The sequence below is a fragment of the Helicobacter pullorum genome (assembly GCF_900638355.1).
GTDB classification, from domain to species: domain Bacteria; phylum Campylobacterota; class Campylobacteria; order Campylobacterales; family Helicobacteraceae; genus Helicobacter_D; species Helicobacter_D pullorum.
This window is the reverse complement of the sequence record NZ_LR134509.1, coordinates 981,017-1,005,260: the sequence shown is the minus strand read 5'-3', so window position 1 is coordinate 1,005,260 and position 24,244 is coordinate 981,017. Positions and strand designations below refer to the sequence as shown.

28 protein-coding genes are annotated in these 24,244 nt (G+C 34.1%); 22 read left to right on the top strand and 6 right to left on the bottom strand.

Features of this window, described 5'->3' with window-relative positions; all coding sequences use genetic code 11:
* Nucleotides 1–46 precede the first annotated feature (46 nt).
* From rpoD to EL247_RS04925, 4 genes are all read left to right on the top strand, one after another.
* Nucleotides 47–1,894 (top strand): RNA polymerase sigma factor RpoD, encoded by a 1,848-nt coding sequence (gene rpoD / locus EL247_RS04940; protein WP_005020987.1) that lies wholly within the window; start codon nt 47–49, stop codon nt 1,892–1,894.
* 69 nt (nt 1,895–1,963) lie between these two features.
* The gene (gene dnaE, locus EL247_RS04935; RefSeq protein ID WP_065826683.1) at nt 1,964–5,482 is read left to right on the top strand and encodes a DNA polymerase III subunit alpha; all 3,519 of its coding nucleotides are present in this window, start codon (nt 1,964–1,966) and stop codon (nt 5,480–5,482) included.
* Nucleotides 5,470–5,841, top strand: coding sequence for a translation initiation factor (locus EL247_RS04930; protein WP_104745300.1), 372 nt, complete (start codon nt 5,470–5,472; stop codon nt 5,839–5,841). Before dnaE ends, EL247_RS04930 begins: the two co-directional genes overlap by 13 nt.
* A gap of 5 nt (nt 5,842–5,846) precedes the next feature.
* Nucleotides 5,847–6,599, top strand: a complete 753-nt coding sequence (locus tag EL247_RS04925) for a pseudouridine synthase (RefSeq protein ID WP_104745299.1) — start codon at nt 5,847–5,849, stop codon at nt 6,597–6,599.
* Here the strand turns inward: EL247_RS04925 and mog are convergent.
* The 5 genes from mog to EL247_RS04900 are packed head-to-tail and all read right to left on the bottom strand — an operon-like array spanning nt 6,596 to nt 8,666.
* Nucleotides 6,596–7,129, bottom strand: coding sequence for a molybdopterin adenylyltransferase (mog, locus tag EL247_RS04920; protein ID WP_126442085.1), 534 nt, complete (start codon nt 7,127–7,129; stop codon nt 6,596–6,598). The genes EL247_RS04925 and mog overlap by 4 nt on opposite strands.
* Nucleotides 7,126–7,611, bottom strand: a complete 486-nt coding sequence (mobB, locus tag EL247_RS04915; RefSeq protein ID WP_060661126.1) for a molybdopterin-guanine dinucleotide biosynthesis protein B — start codon at nt 7,609–7,611, stop codon at nt 7,126–7,128. The genes mog and mobB overlap by 4 nt, the downstream gene beginning before the upstream one ends.
* Entirely contained in the window at nt 7,608–8,063 is a 456-nt protein-coding gene (locus EL247_RS04910; RefSeq protein ID WP_224757601.1) for a molybdenum cofactor biosynthesis protein MoaE, read from the bottom strand. Before EL247_RS04910 ends, mobB begins: the two co-directional genes overlap by 4 nt.
* The gene (locus EL247_RS04905; protein ID WP_005020996.1) at nt 8,064–8,285 is read right to left on the bottom strand and encodes a MoaD/ThiS family protein; all 222 of its coding nucleotides are present in this window, start codon (nt 8,283–8,285) and stop codon (nt 8,064–8,066) included.
* Between the two features lie 27 nt (nt 8,286–8,312).
* Entirely contained in the window at nt 8,313–8,666 is a 354-nt protein-coding gene (locus EL247_RS04900; RefSeq protein WP_126442084.1) for a hypothetical protein, read from the bottom strand.
* A gap of 82 nt (nt 8,667–8,748) precedes the next feature.
* Here EL247_RS04900 and EL247_RS04895 point away from each other — a divergent pair, with 82 nt between their 5' ends.
* The 5 genes from EL247_RS04895 to proB all read left to right on the top strand — a co-directional run bounded on the left by EL247_RS04895 (nt 8,749) and on the right by proB (nt 11,727).
* Nucleotides 8,749–9,123: a RidA family protein gene (locus tag EL247_RS04895; RefSeq protein WP_040499587.1), complete on the top strand. Its 375-nt coding sequence runs from the start codon at nt 8,749–8,751 to the stop codon at nt 9,121–9,123.
* 92 nt (nt 9,124–9,215) lie between these two features.
* The gene (gene rplU, locus EL247_RS04890) at nt 9,216–9,530 is read left to right on the top strand and encodes a 50S ribosomal protein L21 (RefSeq protein ID WP_172594079.1); all 315 of its coding nucleotides are present in this window, start codon (nt 9,216–9,218) and stop codon (nt 9,528–9,530) included.
* Nucleotides 9,531–9,552: 22 nt separating this feature from the next.
* Complete coding sequence (gene rpmA, locus EL247_RS04885) at nt 9,553–9,810, top strand: 50S ribosomal protein L27 (RefSeq protein WP_005021000.1); 258 nt, start codon at nt 9,553–9,555, stop codon at nt 9,808–9,810.
* A gap of 52 nt (nt 9,811–9,862) precedes the next feature.
* Nucleotides 9,863–10,951 (top strand): GTPase ObgE, encoded by a 1,089-nt coding sequence (gene obgE / locus EL247_RS04880; RefSeq protein ID WP_104719096.1) that lies wholly within the window; start codon nt 9,863–9,865, stop codon nt 10,949–10,951.
* Nucleotides 10,951–11,727: a glutamate 5-kinase gene (gene proB, locus EL247_RS04875; protein WP_126442083.1), complete on the top strand. Its 777-nt coding sequence runs from the start codon at nt 10,951–10,953 to the stop codon at nt 11,725–11,727. The genes obgE and proB overlap by 1 nt, the downstream gene beginning before the upstream one ends.
* A gap of 42 nt (nt 11,728–11,769) precedes the next feature.
* Here proB and EL247_RS04870 read toward each other — a convergent pair whose 3' ends face one another.
* Nucleotides 11,770–13,989, bottom strand: coding sequence for a capsular polysaccharide export protein, LipB/KpsS family (locus tag EL247_RS04870; RefSeq protein WP_126442082.1), 2,220 nt, complete (start codon nt 13,987–13,989; stop codon nt 11,770–11,772).
* A gap of 140 nt (nt 13,990–14,129) precedes the next feature.
* Between EL247_RS04870 and EL247_RS04865 the strand changes: the two genes are divergently transcribed.
* From EL247_RS04865 to EL247_RS04805, 13 genes are all read left to right on the top strand, one after another.
* The gene (locus tag EL247_RS04865; protein ID WP_005021009.1) at nt 14,130–14,555 is read left to right on the top strand and encodes a helix-turn-helix domain-containing protein; all 426 of its coding nucleotides are present in this window, start codon (nt 14,130–14,132) and stop codon (nt 14,553–14,555) included.
* Nucleotides 14,556–14,620: 65 nt separating this feature from the next.
* Nucleotides 14,621–15,523, top strand: coding sequence for a methionyl-tRNA formyltransferase (locus tag EL247_RS04860; protein WP_126442081.1), 903 nt, complete (start codon nt 14,621–14,623; stop codon nt 15,521–15,523).
* Nucleotides 15,523–16,155, top strand: coding sequence for a biotin--[acetyl-CoA-carboxylase] ligase (locus EL247_RS04855; RefSeq protein ID WP_065827466.1), 633 nt, complete (start codon nt 15,523–15,525; stop codon nt 16,153–16,155). The genes EL247_RS04860 and EL247_RS04855 overlap by 1 nt, the downstream gene beginning before the upstream one ends.
* Nucleotides 16,156–16,166: 11 nt before the next feature.
* Nucleotides 16,167–16,955, top strand: coding sequence for a ParA family protein (locus EL247_RS04850; protein WP_005021012.1), 789 nt, complete (start codon nt 16,167–16,169; stop codon nt 16,953–16,955).
* Nucleotides 16,955–17,848, top strand: a complete 894-nt coding sequence (locus EL247_RS04845) for a ParB/RepB/Spo0J family partition protein (RefSeq protein ID WP_065830850.1) — start codon at nt 16,955–16,957, stop codon at nt 17,846–17,848. The genes EL247_RS04850 and EL247_RS04845 overlap by 1 nt, the downstream gene beginning before the upstream one ends.
* A 68-nt stretch (nt 17,849–17,916) precedes the next feature.
* Complete coding sequence (locus tag EL247_RS04840) at nt 17,917–18,342, top strand: FoF1 ATP synthase subunit B' (protein WP_065828411.1); 426 nt, start codon at nt 17,917–17,919, stop codon at nt 18,340–18,342.
* Between the two features lie 9 nt (nt 18,343–18,351).
* Nucleotides 18,352–18,867 (top strand): F0F1 ATP synthase subunit B, encoded by a 516-nt coding sequence (locus tag EL247_RS04835; RefSeq protein ID WP_065826674.1) that lies wholly within the window; start codon nt 18,352–18,354, stop codon nt 18,865–18,867.
* Nucleotide 18,868: 1 nt separating this feature from the next.
* On the top strand, nt 18,869–19,405 hold the full coding sequence (locus EL247_RS04830; RefSeq protein WP_005021016.1) for a F0F1 ATP synthase subunit delta: 537 nt from the start codon (nt 18,869–18,871) through the stop codon (nt 19,403–19,405).
* A 20-nt stretch (nt 19,406–19,425) separates the two neighbouring features.
* Nucleotides 19,426–20,940: a F0F1 ATP synthase subunit alpha gene (atpA, locus tag EL247_RS04825; RefSeq protein ID WP_005021017.1), complete on the top strand. Its 1,515-nt coding sequence runs from the start codon at nt 19,426–19,428 to the stop codon at nt 20,938–20,940.
* Between the two features lie 13 nt (nt 20,941–20,953).
* A complete protein-coding gene (atpG, locus tag EL247_RS04820; RefSeq protein WP_005021018.1) occupies nt 20,954–21,841 on the top strand; it encodes an ATP synthase F1 subunit gamma in 888 nt (295 codons plus the stop codon).
* 24 nt (nt 21,842–21,865) lie between these two features.
* Entirely contained in the window at nt 21,866–23,269 is a 1,404-nt protein-coding gene (gene atpD / locus EL247_RS04815) for a F0F1 ATP synthase subunit beta (RefSeq protein ID WP_005021019.1), read from the top strand.
* A 9-nt stretch (nt 23,270–23,278) separates the two neighbouring features.
* Nucleotides 23,279–23,671, top strand: a complete 393-nt coding sequence (gene atpC, locus EL247_RS04810; protein ID WP_005021020.1) for an ATP synthase F1 subunit epsilon — start codon at nt 23,279–23,281, stop codon at nt 23,669–23,671.
* Nucleotides 23,668–24,240, top strand: coding sequence for a MotA/TolQ/ExbB proton channel family protein (locus EL247_RS04805; RefSeq protein WP_005021022.1), 573 nt, complete (start codon nt 23,668–23,670; stop codon nt 24,238–24,240). Before atpC ends, EL247_RS04805 begins: the two co-directional genes overlap by 4 nt.
* Nucleotides 24,241–24,244: the final 4 nt, after the last annotated feature.

Sequence of the window (24,244 nt, the reverse complement as noted above, 5' to 3'; positions counted from 1 at the left end):
GGGCAGTTTTATTTTAATCTGATTTTACTTTCTTTGGAGTTGCTACATGTCTGCAAAAAATATTAATCAACAACTTGATGAATTATTTCAATCTAGTTCCAAATATGTCTCATACGAAAAAATTGCTCAAGTTTTAATCAAGCTTCCAACCGCAGCACAAGCAAAAAGAGTAACAGAGTTAGCAAAAAAATACAATAAGCAATTAATGTCGGCTTCTGAAGTGGCTAAATTACTCAATCAAGATGAAGCAAGAAGAATCAAAGAAGATAAAAAGCGTCTTTTAGATGAAGAATTAGAAGATGAATTTGATTTTATGAAAGAGCGTGAGTTGCTAGAATGGAGTAGAAGTGATAGCCCAGTAAGAATGTATTTGAGAGAAATGGGGCAAATACCACTTCTAACAAGAGAAGATGAAGTGGAATTGAGCAAAAATATTGAGCTTGGTGAAAATATTATTTTAGATGCGATTTGCTCCGTGCCTTATTTGATTGATTTTATTTTGGATTATAAAGAAGCATTGATTAATAGAGAACGAAGGGTTAAAGAGCTTTTTAAGAGTTTTGATGATGAAGAAGATGAAGAAAGTGTAGAAAGCGAAGAAGAAGAGTTAGAAGAAGGCGAAGAAGAGAGTGAGGGTAAAAAGCCTATTAGTAAGAAAGACCAAAAGCGAGTTGAAAAAGTTTTGGTGAGTTTTAAGGCACTAGAAAAAGCTAAGAAGGATTGGTTGAAAACTTGGGAACAAGAAAAAGGGGAAGAAAATGGAGATATGCTGTATTTGCTTACATTGGCTCACAAAAAGCAATTCCTCAAAGAAAAATTACTCGATTTAGGACCTACAAGTAAATTAATTACAGAGCTTGTAAAGGCAATGGAAAATACAATTAAAAGCGATGAAGGTTTTGAGAGAGAATTAAAGCGTTTGGAATATCGATTGCCTTTGTTTAATGATATTTTGTTGGCTAACCATAAAAAAATCTTAGATAATATCATTGAAATGAGTAAATCAGATATTGTAGCTGCTGTGCCAGAGGCAACTATGGTATCAACTTATATGGAAATTAAGAAGCTTTTTCAAACTAAAGTTGCTAGTGAAGAAAGTTTTGATTTGGAGCCAGAAAAGCTCAAGCAGATTTTAGAGCAAATTAAACGCGGAAAAGATATTGCTGATAGGGCTAAAACCAAAATGGCAAAATCTAATTTGCGACTTGTAGTTAGTATTGCTAAGCGTTATACAAATCGCGGTTTGCCTTTTTTGGATTTGATTCAAGAAGGGAATATCGGATTAATGAAAGCAGTAGATAAGTTTGAATATAAAAAAGGCTATAAATTTTCTACTTATGCGACTTGGTGGATTAGACAAGCAATTTCAAGAGCAATTGCAGATCAAGCAAGAACGATTAGAATCCCGATTCATATGATTGAGACTATTAACCGAATCAATAAAATTATGCGTAAATATTTGCAAGAAGAAGGCAAAGAGCCAGATATTGAAAAAATTGCAGAAGAAGTTGGACTTCCAGTAGATAAAGTTAAGAATGTTATTAAAATCACAAAAGAACCCATTAGCCTTGAAGCACCTATAGGAAATGGGGAAGATGGCAAGTTTGGGGATTTTGTAGAGGATAAAGCCTCTCTTGGTCCAATGGATAGTATTTTAAAAGAAGATTTAAAAGCACAGATTGATGATGTATTAGACCAGCTTAATGAACGCGAAAAGGCAGTGATTAGAATGCGTTTTGGGCTTTTGGATGATGAATCAGATAGAACATTAGAAGAAATTGGCAAAGAGCTTAATGTTACGCGTGAGCGTGTAAGACAAATTGAATCTAGTGCAATCAAAAAGCTAAAACATCCAAAAGTAGGTAGAAAACTAAAAAATTACATTGAGGATTAGTTTTTTATTCCTTTGTTAGTATAAATAGGCTAGAATCTTACTTATTTTGACACAATACGAGGTTTAAAGATGAGTAAGACGCCTGATGAAGTAATCTCACAAGATAAAATTCCTTTTACGCATTTGCATCTCCATACAGAATATTCTTTGCTTGATGGCTTAAATAAAATCAAAATTCTTGCCAAAAGAATCAAAGAGCTTGGAATGGATAGCGTAGCTATTACAGACCATGGAAATATGTTTGGCGCAATTGAATTTTATAAGGCTATGAAAGAACAAGGCATCAAGCCTATTTTGGGGATGGAAGCTTATTTGCATAATGCAGAAGAAATTAGTGATAAAAGCAATCAAAGATTCCATTTGTGCTTGTATGCTAAGAATCTACAAGGCTATAAAAATCTTATGTATCTTAGCTCACAGGCGTGTTTGTATGGATATTATATGAAACCTCGTATTAGCAAAAAAATGCTAAGAGAGCATAGTGAAGGATTGATTTGTTCTTCTGCATGTTTAAATGGAGAGGTGCAGTGGCATTTAAATTTGAAAAAAGAAGACAATAAAGGTAGAAAGGGTTATGAGAGGGCAAAAGAGGTTGCTTTAGAATACAAAGAGATTTTTGGGGATGATTTTTATTTGGAGCTTATGCGTCATGGGATTGAGGAACAACAACTCATTGATAAGCAAATTATTCAAATTTCATTAGAGACAGGGATTAAAATCATAGCTACTAATGATACACATTATACCAATCAAGGAGATTCTACTGCTCAAGAAGTGGCTTTTTGTATCGGGTTTGGAAAGGATTTTAATGATCCTAATCGTATGCGTCATACAGTGCAGGAATTTTATATTAAAAGCCCAGAGCAAATGGCAAAACTTTATATGGATTTGCCAGAAGCAATTGCCAATACAAAAGAGATTGCTGATAAATGCAATTTGGAGTTGCATTTGGGTGACCCAACGCCTCCTAGTTTCAAATTTACAGCTGAATATGCCAAGGCAGAAAATTTAGATTTTACGCAAGATAGTGAATATTTTGCCTATAAGTGTAGAGAGGGTTTAAAAAAGCGTTTGGAGAATGTCGAATCTTCAAGGCATCAAGAATACAAAGAACGCTTAGAAAAAGAAATCGAAATTATCAACAAAATGAAATTTCCGGGTTATATGCTTATTGTATGGGATTTTGTGCGTGCTGCAAAAGAGCGTGGGATTCCTGTAGGTCCGGGTAGGGGAAGTGCGGCTGGAAGTTTGGTTGCTTTTTGCTTGGAGATTACAAATATCGATCCGATGAAATATGATTTGCTATTTGAGAGATTTTTGAATCCAGAGCGTGTGAGTATGCCAGATATTGATATGGACTTTTGCCAAAGTCGGCGTGAAGAGATTTTGGAATATGTTACAGATAAATATGGGCGTCATAATGTTGCACAAGTTATCACATTTGGTATGATGAAAGCTAAGGCGGTGATTAGAGATGTTGCGAGAGTTATGGGAATGCCTTATGGTGAGGCAGACGCATTTGCAAAGCTCATTCCCAAAGAATTAGATATCACTTTGGAAAAAGCTTTTGAAAAAGAACCAAAGATTAAGGAATTAATTGACAAAGATCCTTTGGCTAAGAAAATATGGGATTTCGCGGTTGTTTTGGAAAATACAAAGAGAAATCCCGGGACGCATGCTGCGGCTGTTGTGATTGATTCTGAACATGAGTTGTGGCATAAAGCGCCTTTGTATCGCTCCACGCGAGATGGAATTATAGCGACTCAATATTCAATGAAATATCTTGAAGATGTGGATTTGATTAAGTTTGATTTTTTGGGTTTAAAAACACTTACGCTTGTAGATGATGCTTTGAAGCTTATTAAGAATCGCCATAATTTAGAGATTGATTTCTTGAAATTAGATGTGAATGACAAAAAGGTATATGAGACTTTGCAAAGTGGAAATACGCTTGGAATATTCCAAATTGAATCTAGTATGTTTCAAGGAATCAATAAGAGATTGAGACCAAGCACATTTGAAGATATAATAGCAATTATCGCCTTAGGGCGTCCGGGACCTATGGAATCAGGAATGGTGAGTGATTTTATTGATAGAAAACATGGAAAAGCACCCATTGTGTATATGTTTCCAGAATTAGAATCTATTTTAAGACCAACCTATGGAACCATTGTTTATCAAGAGCAAGTTATGCAGATTGTGCAAAAGATAGGTGGTTTTAGCCTTGGCGAAGCGGATTTGATTCGTAGGGCAATGGGTAAAAAAGATGCTCAAATTATGGCAGATAATAAAAATAAATTTGCACAAGGTGCAGAAAAGCAAGGATTTAATAGAACTAAGGCAGAAGAGTTGTGGGAATTGATTGTAAAATTTGCTGGGTATGGATTTAATAAGTCGCATTCTGCAGCTTATGCAATGATTACTTTTGAGACTGCATATCTAAAAACTTATTATCCAAAAGAATTTATGGCAGCACTTCTCACTTCAGAAAAAAACTCAACAGATAAAATAGTGGAATATATTGAAGAAGCCAACAAAATGGATATTAAGGTACTTCCGCCAAATATACAAAAATCAGAATTAGAATTCAGCGTTGCTAGAATTGATGATGAGGATTGTATTTTGTTTGGTTTGGGCGCAATTAAAGGAGCGGGTGAGGTTGCTATTAATATTATTTTAGAAGAGCGTAAAAACAATGGAGATTTTAAGGATTTGGAGGATTTTTTAAGCCGAATTGATCCTCAAAAAGTCAATAAAAAATCTTTAGAAGCCTTTATAAAAAGTGGCGCTATGGATTGTTTTGGCTATACAAGAAGGACGCTTTTAGAGCAGGTAGAATTGCTAACAGAGAATGCAAAAACAGCACAAATTGCAAAGAAAGAAGCAGAAAATTCTCTTTTTGGAGATAGTGAAGAATTTACAGCTATTGCGTTGGAATTGGAAAATAAAGAAGAATATAGCAAAAAAGAAATTTTAGAATTCGAAAAAGAAAGTCTTGGATTTTATGCTTCAGGGCATCCTTTGGAGGATTATAAAGAAATCATAAAATCGATTAATTGTGCTTATACTAATCAGATTCAAGATATTGCAGAGAATAGCAGTATTTTGCTTGTTGGAAGTATTGAAGATGTGATTACAAAGTTTTCTAAAAGTGGTAAGCGTTATGGAATCTTGAAATTGCAAGATTTTTATGGGAGCGTGGAATTAACGATTTTTGAAAAAACTTTGTTGGCTTTGGAGGGTATGGATAGAGAAATTCCTATCGCTGTTAAATGCTTTGTGCAAGAGCAAAATGACACCAAAAGCCTTAGAGCAGAGAAAATTTTAACTTTGGAAGAAGCCCAAAAAGAAAAAGTAGAATTTACAATGCAGAAGGCTGATACTAGCGAACCTCTTGTATTGCTTTTGAATGTAGGGCTTAATGAGAGGGTAATTAGTAGTATAAGGGAAGCTGCAATGCGTCATCATGGCAAAAGAGAGCTTAGAATCCTTTTTAAAACACAAACGCAAGAATTGGAGATGGTGAGTTCATTTTTTGTGCATAGTCAAATTAAAGAAGAGTTAAAAGAGCTAGAATGGATAGATTAGATTTAAGTAATCTCAAAATAGGGGCAAACTTTAGAGATGAAATTGATACTTTGTGTAAAAAATGTGGAAATTTAAAAAGTCAATGCCAATGTCAAAGAGTAGTGGAGCTTAAAAGTAGAGATTCTTATTTTTTGTGGATTAACAAACAAAAGAAAAGTGGCAAAGAGGTAACTTTGTGTGGAATCTTTTTTGAAAATAAAGAGGTTTTAGAGAAACTTTTAAAAAGTATTAAAAAGAAAATGGCTTGTGGTGGCGTTTTGAGACAAGAAGAGGGAGGATATGTTATGGAGTTTCAAGGGGAGCATTTGCAAAGTTTAAAAGAAATGCTAAAAAAAGAAAAATTTAGATTTAAAAAGTAAAAATTATGCGTTTAAATCAGTACATAGCTCATCATTCTAAGTATTCAAGGAGAGAAGCAGATAAGCTTATTGCCCAAGGAAAGGTTTCTATCAATAAAGAAATTATAAAAGACTTTTCTTATCAAGTCGATGATAAAGTCAAAGTGTATGTCAATGGAAAGTGTTTGAGGAAAAGTGAGGAATATACAGTTATTGTTTATAATAAGCCCAAAGGGGAATTGGTGAGTAAAAAAGATGATAGAGGCAGGAGAACTATCTATGAATCATTGCCAAAAAGATTTGCCCATTTTATTCCTGTTGGAAGGCTTGATTTTGCAAGTGAGGGTTTGCTGCTACTAAGCGATGATGCAAGAGTGGTAACTAAGCTTATGGAAAGCAAGATGGAGAGGATTTATCTTTTGAAGCTTTCAGGTAAGATTCAAGAAGAAGTGTTTGAAGCAATGGAGAATGGACTATCTTTGCAAGATGCAAGAGCAGGGGGGCACAAGGAGAGCAAGATTCAATCTATGGAGTTTGCACCATTTTTGGGTTATTGGGTGTTGAAAAATAGCACTAGGTATTCTAAGATTAAAGTAGCAATCAATGAAGGCAAGAATCGAGAATTGAGAAGATTCTTTGCGCATTTTGGTTTAGAAATATTAGATTTGAAGCGTATTTCTTATGGATTTGTTTCATTGAATAATCTCCCCACCCAAAAGGTAAGGTTTTTAGAAAGAGGAGAATACAATAAACTCCATAGATTTATGGAAGAAGATTAGGAAGATTTTGGGCGAAAAGCTTTGATAATATTTTCGTTAGTTTCAAGATAGGCAGCCCCAATCAAATCTAGGCAGTAAGGCACTGCTGGAAACACTGCATCAAGGCATTCGCGGATAGACTTTGGTTTGCCCGGTAGATTGATGATGAGGGTTTGGTTGCGGATTCCTGCGGTTTGTCGAGATAAAATAGCAGTGGGGACATATTGCAGACTAGTTTGTCGCATAAGCTCCCCAAAACCCGGTAGCATTTTTTGGCAAACTGCTTCAGTAGCTTCTGGAGTAACATCTCTGATTGCTGGACCTGTGCCACCTGTTGTGATGATTAAATCGCATTTTTCAATATCGCTTAATTGTATGAGTTTTGCTTCAATAGTCTGTTGGTTATCCTCTATGATGCAATAAACTTTTTCCCAAGAGGAAGTGAGGTATTCTGTGAGAGTTTCTATGATTGCTTTTCCGGAGATATCTTCATAGATCCCTGCACTTGCTCTATCAGAAAGTGTAAGAATGCCTATTTTTGCTTTTTTCATTTATAATCCTTTATATTAGCATTAATCCATTCTAAAATTTCTTGTGGTTGGTTGAGATTTAAAATCGCAAGATGTTTGGGGATAGAATCTTTAGAAATGCTTGAATCAATAGCAACAGCATCAATATAGGGAAAAAATCTTTCATCTATCATTTCTCTTGCGACGCAGATTCTAGGGAGTGGAATCTCTTTTAATCCTTCTACAAACAAATAATCACAATGCCCAAACTTCTGAATTGCTTTATCCAAATCAAAGCTGTGATGGAATCTAAAGGTAGTTTGAATCGGGCTAAGAATTGCTACATTTGCCCCAGCTTTATAAAAAATATCCGAATCTTTGCCCTCTGTATCGATATTTGCTTTATTTTTTGGGTCGTGTTTGATGATACTCACGCTTTTTTGGGGTGTAAGCAAAAGGGTTAATTTTTGGATTAAAGTAGTTTTGCCACTATTAGAATTTCCCGTAAAGGCAACTGCTTTCATTGCAAAATCCCGCTAAATGGGAGTTTATAGCTCCTATCTTTTGCATAGATTCTTTTTCCTTCTTTTAAATCGTATTTCCAAATGGGTGCTTTGTGTTTGAAATCTTCAATAAAATCCTCAAAAAGCTCTAAACAAACTCGCCTTTTGGAGCTAAAAATACCAGCCATATAAGAGCTTTTGTGGTTGGGGACATCACCTCTAGAATGTGCCATTTTTAAAAAGGCGCCTTTTTGAAGTGCTTTTTTATTCCAGTTTAAAAACCATTGATTCAAAAGTGGTTCATAAATATCAAAACTTAAACCATCGCAATTATTTTCAGCACGCACAATGCCGGTAAAAATTGCATTTGCACCAAGATTGTTTTGTGTAGAAAAGAAATACCAATTTTGATAAATGGTTGTGGTGTCTAAAGGCGTATCAAAAATCTCTAATCCCATTGTATTAAGAAGCATTTAGCCACCACAAACAGGGGGTAAAAGTGCTATTTTATCCCCATCTTTAAAAGAAATATCCAAAGAGCTAATAATTTCTCCATTAAGGGCGATTGCACAATGTTGTAACCATTTTTGTATTTCTGTATCTTTTTGTAGCTCTTGTTTTAATTCATAGAAGTTTTTAGCTTCGCTTGTAAGGCTTTTATTGCCAAGAGGTCCTAATAATTCGATTGTAACCATTATATTCCCTTTGCTTATAAACTTGATTTACAGAAGCTCTAAGCGTTCTTCTTTCATCTTATAAGGGAGAATCTTATTATTTTTTGGGGGTGTTTTTTGTGGGATAATTTTTGGGGATTTTTTTGTATTGAAGTTTTTTAGCGGCACAGTTGAGAGGATTTTTCCTGTGCGTGCATCAATAATAAAAGCGGTATTTTTGGGGTGTTTTTGGATTTCATTTTGAATAGTTCTATCAATTTTTGTTAGAGGTTGGATTTTTTGTTTTGGTTTTGGATGGACTTGAACGAAGTTATCTGCATAGGCATTTGAAAGCAATAAAGCACTTGTGCAACATACACTAGCAAGAAATTTTATTTTTGATGAAAGTGAGCTAAATTTCATGGCGTTAGTTTCCTTATTAAGTTTGAATTAATTTGCTATAATTTTATAATATTTCAAAAGCAAAGTAAAGGAGATTTAAATAATGTTGAAAATAGTATCTACAAATCAAGCCCCACAAGCTATTGGTCCATATTCTCAAGCAATTTGTGTCAATGGAATGGTCTATACTTCAGGTCAAATTGGATTAACTCCATCAGGAGAAATGGTGCAGGGCATAGAGGCACAAACTAGACAAGTTTTGGAAAATTTAAAAGCAATCTTAAAAAATGCTGGAAGCGGTTTTGATAAAGTGGTTAAAACTACTATTTTTCTTAGCGATATGGATAATTTTGGGATTGTAAATGGAATCTATGCGGAATTTTTTGGAGAGCATAAGCCAGCTAGAAGCACAGTAGCAGTAAAATCTCTACCCAAAGAAGCATTAGTGGAAATTGAATGTATTGCATTAAGCAATTAAAGTATTATTAATAAAAAAATAGGTAAAATAGCGACTTTTATTAAATTTTTTAATAAAAAACTTCAAATTAATTTTATATTTTAAGGAATTGTATTATGTATGCAATCATTCAGAATGGAGGCAAACAATACAAGGTAAGCGAGGGCGATATTTTGTTGCTTGATTGCTTAAACCTTGAGCCAAAGTCAAAAGTTGAAGTAACAGAAGTTTTAGCTCTTTTTGATAATGGAGATGTAAAGCTTGGTAGTCCTTATGTAAGTGGGGCAAAAGTGGAGCTAGAAGTTATCAACGAGGGAAGAGGTAAAAAAGTTATTACTTTTAAAAAGCGTAGAAGAAAAGATAGTAAAACCAAAAGAGGTTTTAGAAGAGATTTTACGCGAGTTCGTGTTATTAAAATTGCAGCATAAGATTGCTACATAAGGAGTAAAAATGGCACACAAGAAAGGACAGGGGAGTACCCAAAATAACCGAGATTCTGCTGGGCGTCGTCTAGGAGTAAAAAAATTTGGAGGACAATTTGTCCGTGCAGGGAATATCATTATCAGACAAAGAGGGACAAAAGTTCATCCCGGAAATAATGTAGGAATGGGCAAAGATCACACTATTTTTGCGCTTATTGATGGAATTGTCTCTTTTGAAAGAAAAGATAGAAACCGCAAAAAAGTTTCTATTTATCCTGCTTCTTAAATAAACTGCAAAGTCCCCTTTTGGGGCGAACTCATAAAAATTAAGGTAAATTATGTTTGTTGATAGGGTTGAAATCTTTGTATCCTCCGGCAAAGGTGGAGAAGGTGCTGTTTCTTTCCATAGAGAAAAGTTTGTCATCAATGGTGGTCCAGATGGTGGAGATGGTGGCAAAGGTGGAAATGTTTATTTTGTGGTGGATAGAAATACAGATACACTTTCACATTTTAGAGGACACAAACATTTTAAAGCACAAAATGGTAAGCCCGGGCTTGGTAGAAATAAATATGGCAAAAAGGGCGAGGATTTAATCATTAGCGTTCCACCCGGCACTCAAGTTTTTGATGTAGAGAGTGGAAAGCTTTTGCTAGACTTACTTGAAGAATCCCAAAAAATTTTATTTTTAGAAGGTGGCAAGGGTGGATTGGGCAATGCACACTTCAAAAGTGCTACCAACCAGCGTCCAACTTATGCTCAAAAAGGAATGCCGGGTGTTGAAAAAAATATCCGTTTAGAATTGAAATTAATCGCTGATGTGGGCTTAGTTGGATTCCCAAATGTTGGCAAATCAACACTTGTTTCGGTGCTTTCTAATGCCAAACCAGAAATTGCAAATTATGAATTTACGACTTTGATTCCCTCTTTGGGGATTGTGAATGTTGGGGATTATCAATCTTTTGTGATAGCGGATATACCCGGAATTATTGGGGGTGCTAGCGAGGGAAAGGGATTAGGATTAGAGTTTTTGAGGCATATTGAGCGGACTAGATTTTTGCTTTTTGTATTAGATATAGCAAATTATCGAGATATTAACACGCAATTTGATATTTTGCAAAAAGAATTAAAAAATTTCAGTCAAGAATTGGCAATGCGTCCTTTTGGGATTATGCTTTCAAAAAGTGATACACAAGAAAATAAGCAAGAGATTTTAGAGGAGTTTTTAAAAAGTGAAGCATTAACGCTTATGCCCCATAGTAAGATTCCATATTGTTTTATCTCAAGAGACAAAGAGGATTTTACCTCCCCAAAAGATATTTCAAAACCTATGTTTGTTGTATTGGCATCAAGCGTGGGGGGAGAAAATATCGATTCTTTGAAACATTTGCTTTATGAATGTTTGCAAGAAAACAAAGAGGAAAAATAATGCAAAAGAAAAGAGTTGTCGTAAAAGTAGGAAGCGCGATTTTAGTAGAGAATCAATTGATTAATAAAACAAGAATGGAAGCATTAGTCAAGCTTATTGCTAAATTGCGTGATAAATATGAAGTTATTTTGGTGAGTTCTGGTGCCGTAGCTGCAGGATACACTAAAATCAAACTTGACAAAAATCACCTACCCAACAAACAAGCTCTTGCTGCCATAGGACAACCACTATTGATGCAAACTTATACTGATTTATTTGCGCCTTATGGGATTGTGGTTGCTCAAGTTTTGCTCTCGGCTTATGATTTTGATTCACGCAAAAGAACACAAAATGCAAGAAATGCAATGGAGGTTTTGCTACAAAGCAATGTTTTGCCTATCATTAATGAAAATGATGTTACTGCGACGGGAGAATTATCGTTGCTATTAGAATTTGGGGATAACGATCAGTTATCTGCCCATGTGGCACATTTTTTTAATGCAGAGATTTTGGCGATTTTAAGTGATATTGAGGGGTATTATGAAGAGAATCCTATTATCAATCCTAATGCCAAAATTTATCCAAAAGTTGAAAAAATTTCACAAGAAGAATTAAAAGCACAAACAACCCCTAATAATATTTTTGCCACAGGCGGAATTGTAACGAAGCTAAAAGCGGCAGATTTTTTGCTAAAAAACAATCGAAAAATGTTTTTGTCAAGTGGGAAGCGTTTGGAGATTTTAGAGAAGTTTTTGCTAGAGGGGATTCAGCTAAGCGGAACTTTGTTTGCCCGTTAAAATAAGGTTTGATTCTGCTAAATTTGTTTTTAGCAGAAAGGTTTAAATTTTTCTATTAATAAGCATTTTTAAAGGTTTCATAAAGGGCTTTTTACTATCCATAATAAAGTCTTTGGGTCTTGTGAAAAATTTCTTGGCAAGTCTGTAGAATCTCGAATGATAGGTGGGTGTTTGAAAAATTGTTGGGATATTTTTGTTGATTTGTATTGATTGTTTGTTTTTGATTTCGTAAATATAAGGTCGATATACAAAAGAATTAAGCTTATAAGTCATTTTTTCAGCATTTGTGCCTTTAAGATATTTTTTGCCTCTAATGATGAGTTGATAAAAATCTATCCCGATGACGGCATTAATATTTCTATCTTCTTTTTTAATAAGTTTGTAATAGCTTTTTCCAAAGCTATAAAAATCAAAAACGAGATAATATAGAAAACGAAGCATTTTTGTTTCATCGACTTTGAAATTGTGATTGAAGACATTGATAATGGATTTTTTCAGTTCCTCTTTATCATTTACTTTAATATTTAAACCTTTAAAATTATAAAAAGCTTCACCACAAATTATACAAGGTTTTTGCATCATTAAAGTGTATAGCCCAACACCTGAATTTATCAAAACGCAAGCTTCACTCATTTGCATAAGATCTAAAAAATTTGTATCATCTGGTGCAAATAATAGATTTGGATAAGCTTTTTTGTTAAGACTTAAATCCAGAGGGTGTTTTTTTACCACAAAAACTATATCTTGCTTGATGAAAAAATCCGCTAATTCATTGATAGAATCCAAGAACCCTTGATAATCGAAAGGTGCTTTGGAGAAATATTTAATAACTGAATCGCTTGGAACTTGTAGAGGCACAAAAATGATTCTTTTATGCCTAATTCCTAATTCTCTGCGTAACTTTAGTTCATTTTGCCTCACGCCTTGTTTCTCTAAATAATTTTCATTATTAAAAAGTTCGTTATCAATAAAATCTTTTATTTTTGCAATTTGTTTTTCACTCAAAGCTTTATTCCAGTTTTTTTCATCATAAGAATTAGAATCGCAGTTAAAGCCATTGTCAAAAAACCAACTATCGCTCAAAGCACCTCTTTCCCATATGATATAAGGAATATTTTGCTCTTTGCAGAATCGATAAATTTCAAGCCTAGTTTCATATCCATAAGGATTGTAAAGTATAATATTAGTGATTTTATGGTGTTGTAAAAAATCTAAAAATACTCTTTTATTAAACACTAATTCATCATCTATATAATCAAAAAAATCTCTCTCAAGCTTAAAAATGCATTCACCCACAAAAACACTAATTTGGTTTAAAATTTTGTGAGAAGTAGAATTTTCTTTAAAAAGTGCTAAATTTTTTGTAGTATTTTTTGGGTTTGATTGCAAAGGCTCTATGAAATGGTTTTTATTAGATAGATTTTTTAGAAATTGTTTGTGGTTTAGATCTTTATTGTCCATATATTTATCTTGATTGGGTTCTATATGCCAAAGATGATAGAGGTAGATTCCATGTAGCATCGCCTCTTCTGCGACCAAAGAATACCACGCTCTAAATCCTTTAAATTCATAAAAATCCCAATTTTTTGCAAAATAGTTTAAGTCATTAGGAAGGGCTTCAAAGGTGGCACAATTCCTTAAAAGTCGTGCCAAAAAATCAAAATCTTCACTCCCATAACCTTGAAAATCCCTATCATATCCGCCAAGCTCTAAAAACTTAAAGCGATTTATTGCAATGCTCGATGAGGCTTTCATTAGAAATTTTATAAACTCTCGTTTGCCGCTAATCAAATCATTTTGAAAAAACATCTCTCTATTAGGCAGAGTTTCATCGCAGAATAATTTTGTGCCCGCTTCACTCAAAAACACACAAGGCAGCACCAAAAAGGCATTGGGATTTTTATTGATTCCTTTAATCTCAATAATCTCTAAAAGCTTCTCTAAATTTCTCTCTGAAATGTGGCAATCCACATCTAAAGACATCACTACCGGGGAAGTGGCATGGATTACGCCAAGGTTGCGGCATTGCCCTAAACTATAAGCACCCATTTTTTGCTGATTCTCGTCTTTATAATACTTATGCCCACATTCTGTGATGATTAGCGGAAGCTCTTTATGCACCTCACTTGAAAAACCCTCTACAAAAATATATTCAACTTTTTCATTGCTTTTGTATTTTCTTGCTTTTTGTATTACCCTTTCTTTGATATAAGGACGCTCTTTGCTTGTCCCAAAGGGAATGATGATAGATAATAGTGCCAAAACTTATTCCTTTTTATAAAATAACAAGGCTGAAATTTTATAAATTCTTATTATATGTAACCGATAATTGCGTTATTGATTATCGATAATGTGTTAGTTTAAAATGCTGAAAATTATTAGTTTTTCAAAGAAGCAAAGTAATGAAAGTGGTTGAACGCATTAATGAGATTCTAAAAGAAAAAAATATGAGCAAAAAAGAATTAGCCAATCGCTTGATAAATCTAGGAATGAAAGCTAATAAAACAGGAGAGATTCCGACACTTTCAAGCATTTATGCGTATTTGAATGGAAATATTGATATCAAAGCGGATATGATACCTTTTATTGCCGATGCTTTGGGTGTGTTTGAGCAGGAGCTTTTTATGGATAAAAAAGAAAAAAATTTAAAAATATTGAGCAAAATTTATAGTTTTCATACAGAAAAAAATTACCAACAGCTAATAGAATTGTTAGAATATCTTTCGCCTAGAAGTTTGGAATGCTTGGAGGAAATTTTGTATCAAAACAAAAAGCAAGTTTTGGAATTAAATACCGCACTAGAATCGGGATTGAATAAAAATAAATAGGATTTGAATCTTTGTTTAAAGCATTTTGAAGTATGATTCCCAAATGATTTTGCAAAGGCGATAAAATGAATATTGTATTTATGGGGACACCTTCTTATGCAGCAGTAATTTTGGAATCTCTTCTAAAAAGCCATACTATTAAAGCTTTGGTTTGTCAGCCAGACAAAAGGGCGGGGCGGGATATGCAATTAAAAATGCCAGCTACCAAAGAATTGTTATTAAAAAGTGGCTTGGAGGTGCCTATTTTGCAGCCACAAGCTCTTGATTTGGATTTTGTAGATTTACTCAAACAAATACAATTTGACATTATTGTTGTAGCTGCTTTTGGGAAAATACTCCCAAAAGAGATTTTGAATCTCGCACCTTGTGTAAATTTGCATACCTCAATATTGCCAAAATATCGAGGAGCAAGCCCTATACAAGAAAGCATTTTGGCTAATGAAAAGTTTTTTGGCGTTACACTTATGAAAATGGAAGAAGGATTGGATAGTGGAGATATTTTGGGGATGAGGATTATCAAGAATCGTCAGCAAAATTCAAAAGAACTCTTTAGTGAATTATCAAATGCAGCGGCTATTTTGACTTTGCAATATTTAGAAAAAAGAGATTTGATTGTCCCTATGCAGCAAATAGGGGCTGATGCAACTTATTGCAAGAAAATCAAAAAAGAAATGGGGATAGTGGATTTTAGTGATGCAGAAAATTTGTATCGCAAGGCATTGGCTTATGAGGGGTGGCCCGAAATTTTTTTGAAAAATGGCTTAAAAATCAAAGAAGTTGTTTTAAATGAAATTCAAAGTTGTAATTTAGCAGGAGAAATATTAGAAATCACAGAAGATAAGATTTTGGTAGGTTGTCTGCAAGGAAGTGTGTGGATAGGGACTTTGCAAGCACCTTCTAAAAAAGCGATGAGTGCTTATCAATATTTGCAAGGAAGAAGATTGAGAAAGGGTGATATTTTAAGCTAATGAAAGTAATTGTTTTTGAGGAATTGCCTTCAACTCATCTCTTTTTGGCAGAAAAGATTAAAAATCAAGAAATATTACCCCCCGTTTTGGTTTTGACTCATCATCAAAGTAATGGAATAGGAAGTAGAGGAAATGTATGGAATGAGGTTAAAAAGGGTTTGTATTTTTCTTTTGCACTCTATGAAGAGGATTTGCCACAAGATTTGGCATTAGAATCTGTTTCGATTTATTTTGGTTATATTTTTAAAGAAGTTTTGGCTAAAAATGGTTCAAAGGTTTGTTTGAAATGGCCTAACGATTTGTATTTGGGGCAAAAAAAAATCGGTGGAATTTTATGCACAAAAATCAAAAATGTCATTTTGGTGGGGATTGGGTTAAATTTGAATGCAGGATGTTCAGAGTTTGGCGATTTGGATATTGAAATTTCTAGGGAAGAAATAATCAATGATTTTATTAAGGAAATAAAAAAATATACATGGAAGCAAATTTTTAGCAAATATAAGTTAGAATTCTTTCAAAATTTTAACTATAGTTTTCATCATAAGGGCAAGCTTATTTCGCTAAAAGAGGCTCAGCTTTTGGAAGATGGCTCTATTTTGTTAAAGGGTGAAAGAATTTATAGTCTAAGATAATGGAGCGGAAAATGTGTGAAGTGATTTGTATAGCAAATCAAAAAGGTGGGGTTGGGAAAACAACGACAGCAGTAAATTTGGCAGCCTCTTTGGCGGTTGAAGAAAAAAAGGTATTATTGATTGATGCTGATCCTCAAGCAAATGCAACAACAAGCTTGGGATACCACAGAAATAGCATTGAATTTAATATCTATCATGTTTTAATAGGCACCAAAAAAATTTCACAAATTATACAAAAGACTTCGATTCCTACATTATTCTTAGCTCCCTCAAATATCGGTTTGGTTGGCATTGAAAAGGAATTTTATAGTCAAAAACGCAATGGTAGAGAGTTGATACTTAAAAAAAAGATTGAAGAGGCAAGCACGGCTTATGATTATATCATTATAGATTCTCCACCCGCATTAGGACCGCTTACTATTAATGCCTTAAGTGCATCAGATTCTGTGATTATTCCTATACAATGTGAGTTTTTTGCATTAGAGGGATTGGCACAACTGCTGAATACCATTAAATTATTAAAAAAAGAAATTAATCCTGATTTGCAAATCAAAGGTTTATTGCCAACAATGTATAGCGGTCAAAATAATCTTTCACGCCAAGTTTTTACGGATTTGTTGCAACATTTTGAAGGGCAATTAATCAAAAACAATAACACAGAAAATATCATAGCAATTCCGCGTAATATTAAACTTGCAGAATCTCCGAGTTTTGGAAAGCCTGTAATTTTGTATGATATTCGTTCTCAAGGGAATATTGCTTATCAGAATCTTGCTAAAGCTATTTTAAAGAGGGCTTAATGGCGAAAAAGAATGCAGGTTTGGGGCGTGGGCTTAGTGCGATTTTGGGGGAAGTTGAGGAAGCATATCAAAATAATTTAAATGATAATTCTGGGTTGGTGGTTGAAATTGAAATTGACAAAATTAAACCAAATCCCTTGCAGCCAAGAAAGGTTTTCGATAATGAGAGTTTGCAAGAATTAGCAGCTTCTATTCAAGAGCATGGACTTTTGCAACCTATTTTGGTTTATGAAGATGTGGATAATTCTGATGAATATTTTTTGATTGCTGGTGAGCGTCGCCTAAGGGCTAGTAAGATAGCACACAAAGAAAGCATTAAAGCAATTATTGTAGATGTTCAAGAAGAGAAATTAAGGGAATTAGCACTCATTGAAAATATCCAAAGAGAGGATTTAAACCCCATTGACTTGGCTCAATCTTATAAAGAATTAATAGAAGATTATGGGATTACACACGAAGAATTAGCTAAGAAGTTATCAAAATCAAGAACACAAATTACTAATACCCTTCGTTTGTTGGAGTTGGATAAAAATGTGCAAAAGTATGTTTTGGAGAATAAAATCTCTCAAGGACATGCAAAGGTGCTAGTTGCCTTACCTAAAGAACAGCAAAATATCATTGCAAATTCTATCATTGGGCAGAAGCTAAGTGTGCATGATACAGAAAATCTTATTAGAAAATTAAAAGAAGGGCAATTGCAAGATAAAAAAATCCCTTCTTTGACTCAAAATAGAATCTCTCCGCATTCAAAAGAGCAATTGGAGAAAATCTGCAAGGCAATACAAAAACAAAATTTGAATATAAAATTGCAAAAAAACAAAATAATTGTAGAGTTTAGTAACGACGAGGAGGTGGAGAGGTTTAGTAAAATTTTACCAAATATAAGTTTTTAAGAAAAACTTAGAAAAAGTCGTGATAAAATTAGAAACATTTTTATTTCAATAAAAAGAAAGGAGTTCAAATGACTATTATCCCAACTCCTTGGGTGATGGCGTTAGTATTTGTTACTTTTCTTGTCTTGGTTTATTTATTGAATCGTATTTTGTATAAACCTTTGTTGGGGTTTATGGAAGCGCGCGATTCTTCAATAAAAAAAGATAGTGAAGGTATCGAGGGGAATGCAACAGAAATCAAAGCATTGAAGAAAGAGATTGAGGAAATTTTGCACAATGCAAAACAAGAAGCAGCCCTTATCAAAAACAAAGCACAAGAAGATGCTAAACAAAAAGCAGAGGCTAAGATTGCTCAAAAAAGAGAAGAGTTGAATATAAAGTATAAAGATTTTGTCGTTGGATTGGATGAAGAGAAAATCAATCTACGCAATTCTTTATTGTCTCAAGTTCCTCTTTTTAAAGAAAGCTTAAAAGCAAAACTTGGTAAATTATAGGAAGAAGAAATGAAGAAGAATATTTATTTTTTAGTTTTTGTATTTTCTCCATGTATGCTTTTTGCAGCTTCTGGAAGTGGTGAAGTGGATATTGTAGAGAGGACGATTAATTTTGTAATATTTTTTGCCCTTATTTATTATTTTGCAGCCGATAAGATAAAAGCTGTTTTCAAAGAAAGGCGTGAGGGAATAGCGGATTCTTTGGCAAAGATTCAAGAAAAATTGCAAGAATCCAAAAAAGCAAAGCAAAAAGTTATAAATGAATTAGAGGAAGCAAAGAAAAATGCAAAAGAGATTATAGAGACAGCTCACAAAGAATCTTCTATCATTTTGCAAAAATCTGAAGAAAATACTAAAAATGAGATTGAACATTTGGTGCGTCAATTTAATGAGAGTATGGCATTTGAAAGAAGAAAAATGGAAAAGCTCGTTATTAGCGAGATTTTAAACGAGTTTTTAAATCAAGATGCTGTTGTATTGAATAAAGATATTTTGGCACAAGCCTTATTGAAAAAGGTTGCATAAAATGAAAGAGTTGATTGCAAAAAGATACATTAAGGCATTGTCACAAAGCCTAAAACAAAAAGAATTGGAAGAAAGTTTGCAAATATTAGAAAAACTTGCTAATGTTTGCAGAATTAACAAGTTTCAGGAAATTATGGATTCTCCATATATTAGTGTTGAGCAAAAGATTGAATTTATTTTGCAAGTCATTTTGGAAAATAAATCTAATTCAAAGTTTGCTAATTTTATTAGGATTTTAGCCGAACATAAAAGATTGGATTTATTTCAAGAATTGTATGCAGAATTATCTAGCTATTTGGCTTCTTTGAATAAAGAATATGTGGCAAAACTGATGGTAAGTGATGCCTATGATGAAGCGGTATTAAAAGAAATAGAGAGTAAGTTTAGCCAAAAATTGGGTGTTAATTTGGTGTTAGAGCAGCAAATTACCCAAAAAAATGGGATTAAACTAGTGGTAGAAGATTTGGGAGTTGAAATCTCTTTTTCTCAAGAGAGATTCATTCAAGATTTGAAAAACCATATTTTTAGAGCATTTTAAATTTTAAATAAGGAGTAATAGTGGTAGCAAAGTTACAAGCTGATGAAATTAGTTCCATCATTAAAGAGAGAATTGACAATTTTGAGTTAGATTTAAATATTGCACAGACAGGAAAAGTTATCGCTTATGCTGATGGTGTTGCAAAAGTTTATGGCTTAAAAGATGCTATGAGTTATGAAATGGTTGAATTTGATACCGGCGATAAAGGACTAGCATCGAGTTTGGAAGAAGGCAGTGTAGGTGTAGTTGTTTTGGGAGCTGGAAAAGAAATCAAAGAAGGCACTTCTGTAAAACGACTCGGGAAGCTTTTGCGTGTTCCTGTAGGTGATGATTTAATGGGAAGAGTTGTTAATGCATTAGGGGAGCCTATTGATGGAAAAGGTGCAATTGAAGCCAAAGAGTATAGATTTATGGAAGAAAAAGCACCCGGAATTATGGCAAGAAAATCTGTGCATGAACCATTACAAACTGGTATTAAAGCTATCGATGCACTTGTGCCAATTGGTAGAGGGCAAAGAGAGTTGATTATCGGAGATAGACAGACAGGTAAAACCACTGTGGCAATTGATACCATCATCAATCAAAAAGGACAAGATGTAGTATGTATTTATGTGGCTATCGGACAAAAAGAATCTACTGTAGCACAAGTAGTTAGAAAGCTAGAAGAACATGGTGCAATGGAATATACTATTATTGTTAATGCACCTGCTTCTGATTCTGCTGCTATGCAATATTTAGCACCTTATGCGGGTGTTACAATGGGTGAGTATTTTAGAGATAATGGAAGACATGCTTTGATTGTTTATGATGATTTAAGTAAGCACGCAGTTGCTTATCGTGAAATGTCTTTGATTTTGAGACGCCCTCCCGGTCGTGAAGCATTCCCCGGAGATGTTTTTTACTTACATTCAAGATTGTTAGAAAGAGCTGCAAAAGTAAGTGATGAGCTTGGAGCTGGTTCTTTAACTGCATTGCCTATCATTGAGACACAAGCAGGAGATGTAGCGGCTTATATTCCAACAAATGTTATTTCAATTACAGATGGACAAATTTTCCTTGAAACAGATTTGTTTAACTCCGGGATTCGTCCTGCTATCAATGTCGGACTTTCTGTATCTCGCGTTGGTGGTGCTGCACAAATTAAAGCAACTAAGCAAGTTTCAGGGACATTGAGATTAGATTTAGCGCAATATAGAGAACTTCAAGCGTTTGCACAATTTGCTTCAGATCTTGATGAAACAAGTAGAAAGCAGCTTGATAGAGGGCAAAGAATGGTGGAAGTTTTGAAGCAACCTCCTTATTCTCCATTGCCAATTGAAAGACAAGTGGTAATTATTTTTGCTGGAGCAAGAGGCTTTATGGATGATATTTCAGTAGCAAATATTACAAAATTTGAAGCAGACTTGTATCCATTCTTGGAAGCAAAGTATCCTCAAATTTTTGAAGATATTCGCTCTAAAAAAATGCTTGATAAAGATATTGAGGAAACTCTCAGTAAAGCTTTAGAAGAATTCAAAGCTGGTTTTTCAGTGTAAGTAGGGAGTTGTTATGGGAAACAACTTAAAAGATATTCGAAAACAAATTTCAAGTGTATTAAATACGCAAAAAACTACGCGTGCAATGAAGCTTGTTTCTACTTCTAAATTGAAAAAAGCCGATGAAATGGCAAGGCATTCAAAAATGTATGCCGGCAAAATTGTAGAAGTTATTGCAGAGATTAAGGCTAGGGTAGCAAATGGGGAAAATATCCAAGATAATCCTTATTTTGCCCCCGAAAATAAAGAAATAGGTCTCATAGATATTGTTTTGATTACTGCTGATAAAGGATTGTGTGGCGGATTTAATATTAATACAATTAAAGAAGTAAATCGCATTATCGCAGAACATAAAGCAAAAAATATGAAAGTTCGTTTGCGTGTAGTTGGAAAAAAAGCAATTGAATATTATAAATTTAATGAAATTGAAGTATTAGATAGTGTTGTTGGATTAAGTGCGACGCCTGATTATACGCAAGCCGCAGATTTTATCAATAAAGCTGTGAGCGATTATTTGCAGGGGATAACTTCAAAAATCATTTTGGTGCATAATGGTTTTAAAAATATGATTTCTCAAGAAATGAAAGTATCCCAGCTTTTGCCTATTGAAAGCATTGAAGCATCACAAGAGCAAAATTCAATTTTGGAAATTGAACCTAGTGAGCAAGAAAAGGAAGTTTTGAATCAACTTGCAAAAAAATACATTGAATTTAGTATGTATTATGCACTTGTAGATTCATTAGCAGCAGAACATAGTGCAAGAATGCAAGCAATGGATGCTGCAACAAATAATGCAGGTGAATTGGCAAAGAGTTTGACAGTGGCTTATAATAAAGCAAGACAAGAAGCAATAACAACAGAGCTGGTAGAAATTAATACCGGTGTTGAGTCAATGAAATAAGGAGTGTAATAAATGTCAGAAAATATGGTAGGAAAAATTATTCAAGTAATGGGTCCTGTTGTGGATATTGATTTTGAATCATATCTTCCAGCAATTAATGAAGCATTGGATATTGATTTTGTTGTAGATAATCAATCAAGAAAATTAGTGTTAGAAGTTGCTGCTCATATCGGAGATAATCGAGTAAGAGCTATTGCAATGGATATGACAGAAGGTTTAACAAGAGGGGAAAAAGTTGTAGCAAGAGGAAATCCAATCACAGTGCCTGTAGGTGAGCAGGTTTTGGGTAGAATCTTTAATGTTACAGGAGATGTAATTGATGGTGGAGAAGAATTGAATAATCCAGAAAAATGGTCAATTCACAGAGCAGCTCCTACTTTTGAAAACCAAAGCACCAAAACAGAAATGTTTGAAACAGGGATTAAAGTTGTAGATTTATTAGCACCTTATTCAAAAGGTGGTAAAGTAGGTTTGTTTGGTGGTGCTGGTGTTGGTAAAACTGTTGTTATTATGGAACTTATCCATAATGTCGCTTTTAAACATAGTGGTTATTCTGTTTTTGCAGGAGTTGGAGAAAGAACAAGAGAAGGAAATGACCTTTATCATGAAATGAAAGAATCGGGGGTTTTGGATAAAGTTGCCTTGTGCTATGGACAAATGAATGAACCACCGGGTGCTAGAAATAGAATTGCATTTACTGGTTTGACAATGGCAGAATATTTCCGTGATGAAAAAGGGCTAGATGTATTGATGTTTATTGATAATATCTTTAGATACGCTCAATCAGGTGCAGAAATGTCAGCTTTGTTGGGTAGAATCCCTTCGGCTGTTGGTTATCAGCCTACACTTGCAAGTGAAATGGGTAAATTGCAAGAAAGAATTACTTCTACCAAAAAGGGTTCTATCACTTCTGTTCAAGCTGTTTATGTGCCTGCAGATGACTTAACAGACCCTGCGCCTGCTTCTGTTTTTGCACACCTTGATGCTACAACGGTTTTAAATAGAAAAATTGCAGAAAAGGGAATTTATCCAGCAGTGGATCCATTGGATTCTACTTCTAGGATTCTTGATCCACAAGTAGTTGGAGAAGAGCATTATAAAATTGCAACAAGTGTTCAACAAGTATTGCAAAAATATAAAGATTTACAAGATATTATTGCAATTTTGGGTATGGATGAGCTTTCAGAAGAGGACAAAAAAGTTGTTGAAAGAGCAAGAAAAATTGAAAAATTCCTTTCACAACCATTCTTTGTTGCAGAGGTATTTACTGGAAGTCCGGGAAAATATGTTACATTGCAAGAGACTTTGGAAGGATTTAGAGGTATTTTGGAAGGTAAATATGATCATATTCCAGAAAATGCGTTTTATATGGTAGGTAGCATTAATGAAGTTCTTGAAAAAGCAGAGAAAATGAAGGCGGGTGCATAAGGAGCTTTAATGGAAACCTTGAAATTGGATATTGTAACTCCAGAAGGTAAAATTTTTTCTAATGATGTCAAGAGTGTAACTCTCCCCGGAAGTGAGGGAGAATTTGGCGTTTTGCCAGGGCACATTGGCATTGTTACTACGCTAAATAGTGGTGTGATTGAAATTGAAAAAAAAGATGGCAAAAGAGAAATAGTTGCTATCAATTGGGGTTATGCAAAAGTTGATGAAACTAGCGTAGATGTTTTGGCAGAAGGTGCAGTGGATATTAATGGCGATAGTGAGAGTGAGATTGCTCAAGCTATTGCTAATGCTAAAAAACTGCTTGAAGATTCTACGGATAATAAGGTTGCTGTTTCTATGGTTGTTTCACGGATTGAAAATTCTGCAAAGAGTATATTGTGAATCTTCTTTCTTTCAGTGGCGATTATGGAATCACAACAATAGTTGTTCTTGTATGGCTTTCTTTGTATTTTATTTTTGTGGTATGGGTTTTTCTGTATCGCTATATTCGTTTATCTGTATTGACAAGAGGTGAAAAAGAATGCTTGGAGGATTTGCTAAGGGGTAGAAATCTACTCCCTAGAAATTCTATATTAAATATCAATTTAGGAAAAATAGACAAAAAACCAACAGAATCAATGTTGCAGTATTCTATCAATAAGGCAATCAAAGATTCTACTGCTGGTTTGACTTTTTTGGGAATAGTGGCTTCAACTGCTCCTTTTATTGGCTTGTTTGGGACGGTTGTTGAAATACTGGAGGCATTTTCTAAGTTGGGTATGGATTCTAAAGCTACTTTGGATGTTATAGCTCCAGTAATTTCAAAAGCATTGATTGCGACAGCTGCTGGTATTTTGACGGCAATACCTGCTTATTCTTTTAATCTTGTTTTAAAAAGAAAAGTTTTTGAATTAAATACCTATTTGCAGCTACAAATAAATGTTTTAATGTCCTCCAAAAATGAGCATTAGAGAT

What these genes read in the sequence shown, in the direction of transcription:
- rpoD (WP_005020987.1), top strand. Translation starts at nt 47, where the DNA reads ATGTCTGCAAAAAATATTAATCAACAACTTGATGAATTATTTCAATCT.
- dnaE (WP_065826683.1), top strand. Translation starts at nt 1,964, where the DNA reads ATGAGTAAGACGCCTGATGAAGTAATCTCACAAGATAAAATTCCTTTT.
- EL247_RS04930 (WP_104745300.1), top strand. Translation starts at nt 5,470, where the DNA reads ATGGATAGATTAGATTTAAGTAATCTCAAAATAGGGGCAAACTTTAGA.
- EL247_RS04925 (WP_104745299.1), top strand. Translation starts at nt 5,847, where the DNA reads ATGCGTTTAAATCAGTACATAGCTCATCATTCTAAGTATTCAAGGAGA.
- mog (WP_126442085.1), bottom strand. Translation starts at nt 7,129, where the DNA reads ATGAAAAAAGCAAAAATAGGCATTCTTACACTTTCTGATAGAGCAAGT.
- mobB (WP_060661126.1), bottom strand. Translation starts at nt 7,611, where the DNA reads ATGAAAGCAGTTGCCTTTACGGGAAATTCTAATAGTGGCAAAACTACT.
- EL247_RS04910 (WP_224757601.1), bottom strand. Translation starts at nt 8,063, where the DNA reads ATGCTTCTTAATACAATGGGATTAGAGATTTTTGATACGCCTTTAGAC.
- EL247_RS04905 (WP_005020996.1), bottom strand. Translation starts at nt 8,285, where the DNA reads ATGGTTACAATCGAATTATTAGGACCTCTTGGCAATAAAAGCCTTACA.
- EL247_RS04900 (WP_126442084.1), bottom strand. Translation starts at nt 8,666, where the DNA reads ATGAAATTTAGCTCACTTTCATCAAAAATAAAATTTCTTGCTAGTGTA.
- EL247_RS04895 (WP_040499587.1), top strand. Translation starts at nt 8,749, where the DNA reads ATGTTGAAAATAGTATCTACAAATCAAGCCCCACAAGCTATTGGTCCA.
- rpmA (WP_005021000.1), top strand. Translation starts at nt 9,553, where the DNA reads ATGGCACACAAGAAAGGACAGGGGAGTACCCAAAATAACCGAGATTCT.
- obgE (WP_104719096.1), top strand. Translation starts at nt 9,863, where the DNA reads ATGTTTGTTGATAGGGTTGAAATCTTTGTATCCTCCGGCAAAGGTGGA.
- proB (WP_126442083.1), top strand. Translation starts at nt 10,951, where the DNA reads ATGCAAAAGAAAAGAGTTGTCGTAAAAGTAGGAAGCGCGATTTTAGTA.
- EL247_RS04865 (WP_005021009.1), top strand. Translation starts at nt 14,130, where the DNA reads ATGAAAGTGGTTGAACGCATTAATGAGATTCTAAAAGAAAAAAATATG.
- EL247_RS04860 (WP_126442081.1), top strand. Translation starts at nt 14,621, where the DNA reads ATGAATATTGTATTTATGGGGACACCTTCTTATGCAGCAGTAATTTTG.
- EL247_RS04855 (WP_065827466.1), top strand. Translation starts at nt 15,523, where the DNA reads ATGAAAGTAATTGTTTTTGAGGAATTGCCTTCAACTCATCTCTTTTTG.
- EL247_RS04850 (WP_005021012.1), top strand. Translation starts at nt 16,167, where the DNA reads ATGTGTGAAGTGATTTGTATAGCAAATCAAAAAGGTGGGGTTGGGAAA.
- EL247_RS04845 (WP_065830850.1), top strand. Translation starts at nt 16,955, where the DNA reads ATGGCGAAAAAGAATGCAGGTTTGGGGCGTGGGCTTAGTGCGATTTTG.
- EL247_RS04840 (WP_065828411.1), top strand. Translation starts at nt 17,917, where the DNA reads ATGACTATTATCCCAACTCCTTGGGTGATGGCGTTAGTATTTGTTACT.
- EL247_RS04835 (WP_065826674.1), top strand. Translation starts at nt 18,352, where the DNA reads ATGAAGAAGAATATTTATTTTTTAGTTTTTGTATTTTCTCCATGTATG.
- EL247_RS04830 (WP_005021016.1), top strand. Translation starts at nt 18,869, where the DNA reads ATGAAAGAGTTGATTGCAAAAAGATACATTAAGGCATTGTCACAAAGC.
- atpG (WP_005021018.1), top strand. Translation starts at nt 20,954, where the DNA reads ATGGGAAACAACTTAAAAGATATTCGAAAACAAATTTCAAGTGTATTA.
- atpD (WP_005021019.1), top strand. Translation starts at nt 21,866, where the DNA reads ATGGTAGGAAAAATTATTCAAGTAATGGGTCCTGTTGTGGATATTGAT.
- atpC (WP_005021020.1), top strand. Translation starts at nt 23,279, where the DNA reads ATGGAAACCTTGAAATTGGATATTGTAACTCCAGAAGGTAAAATTTTT.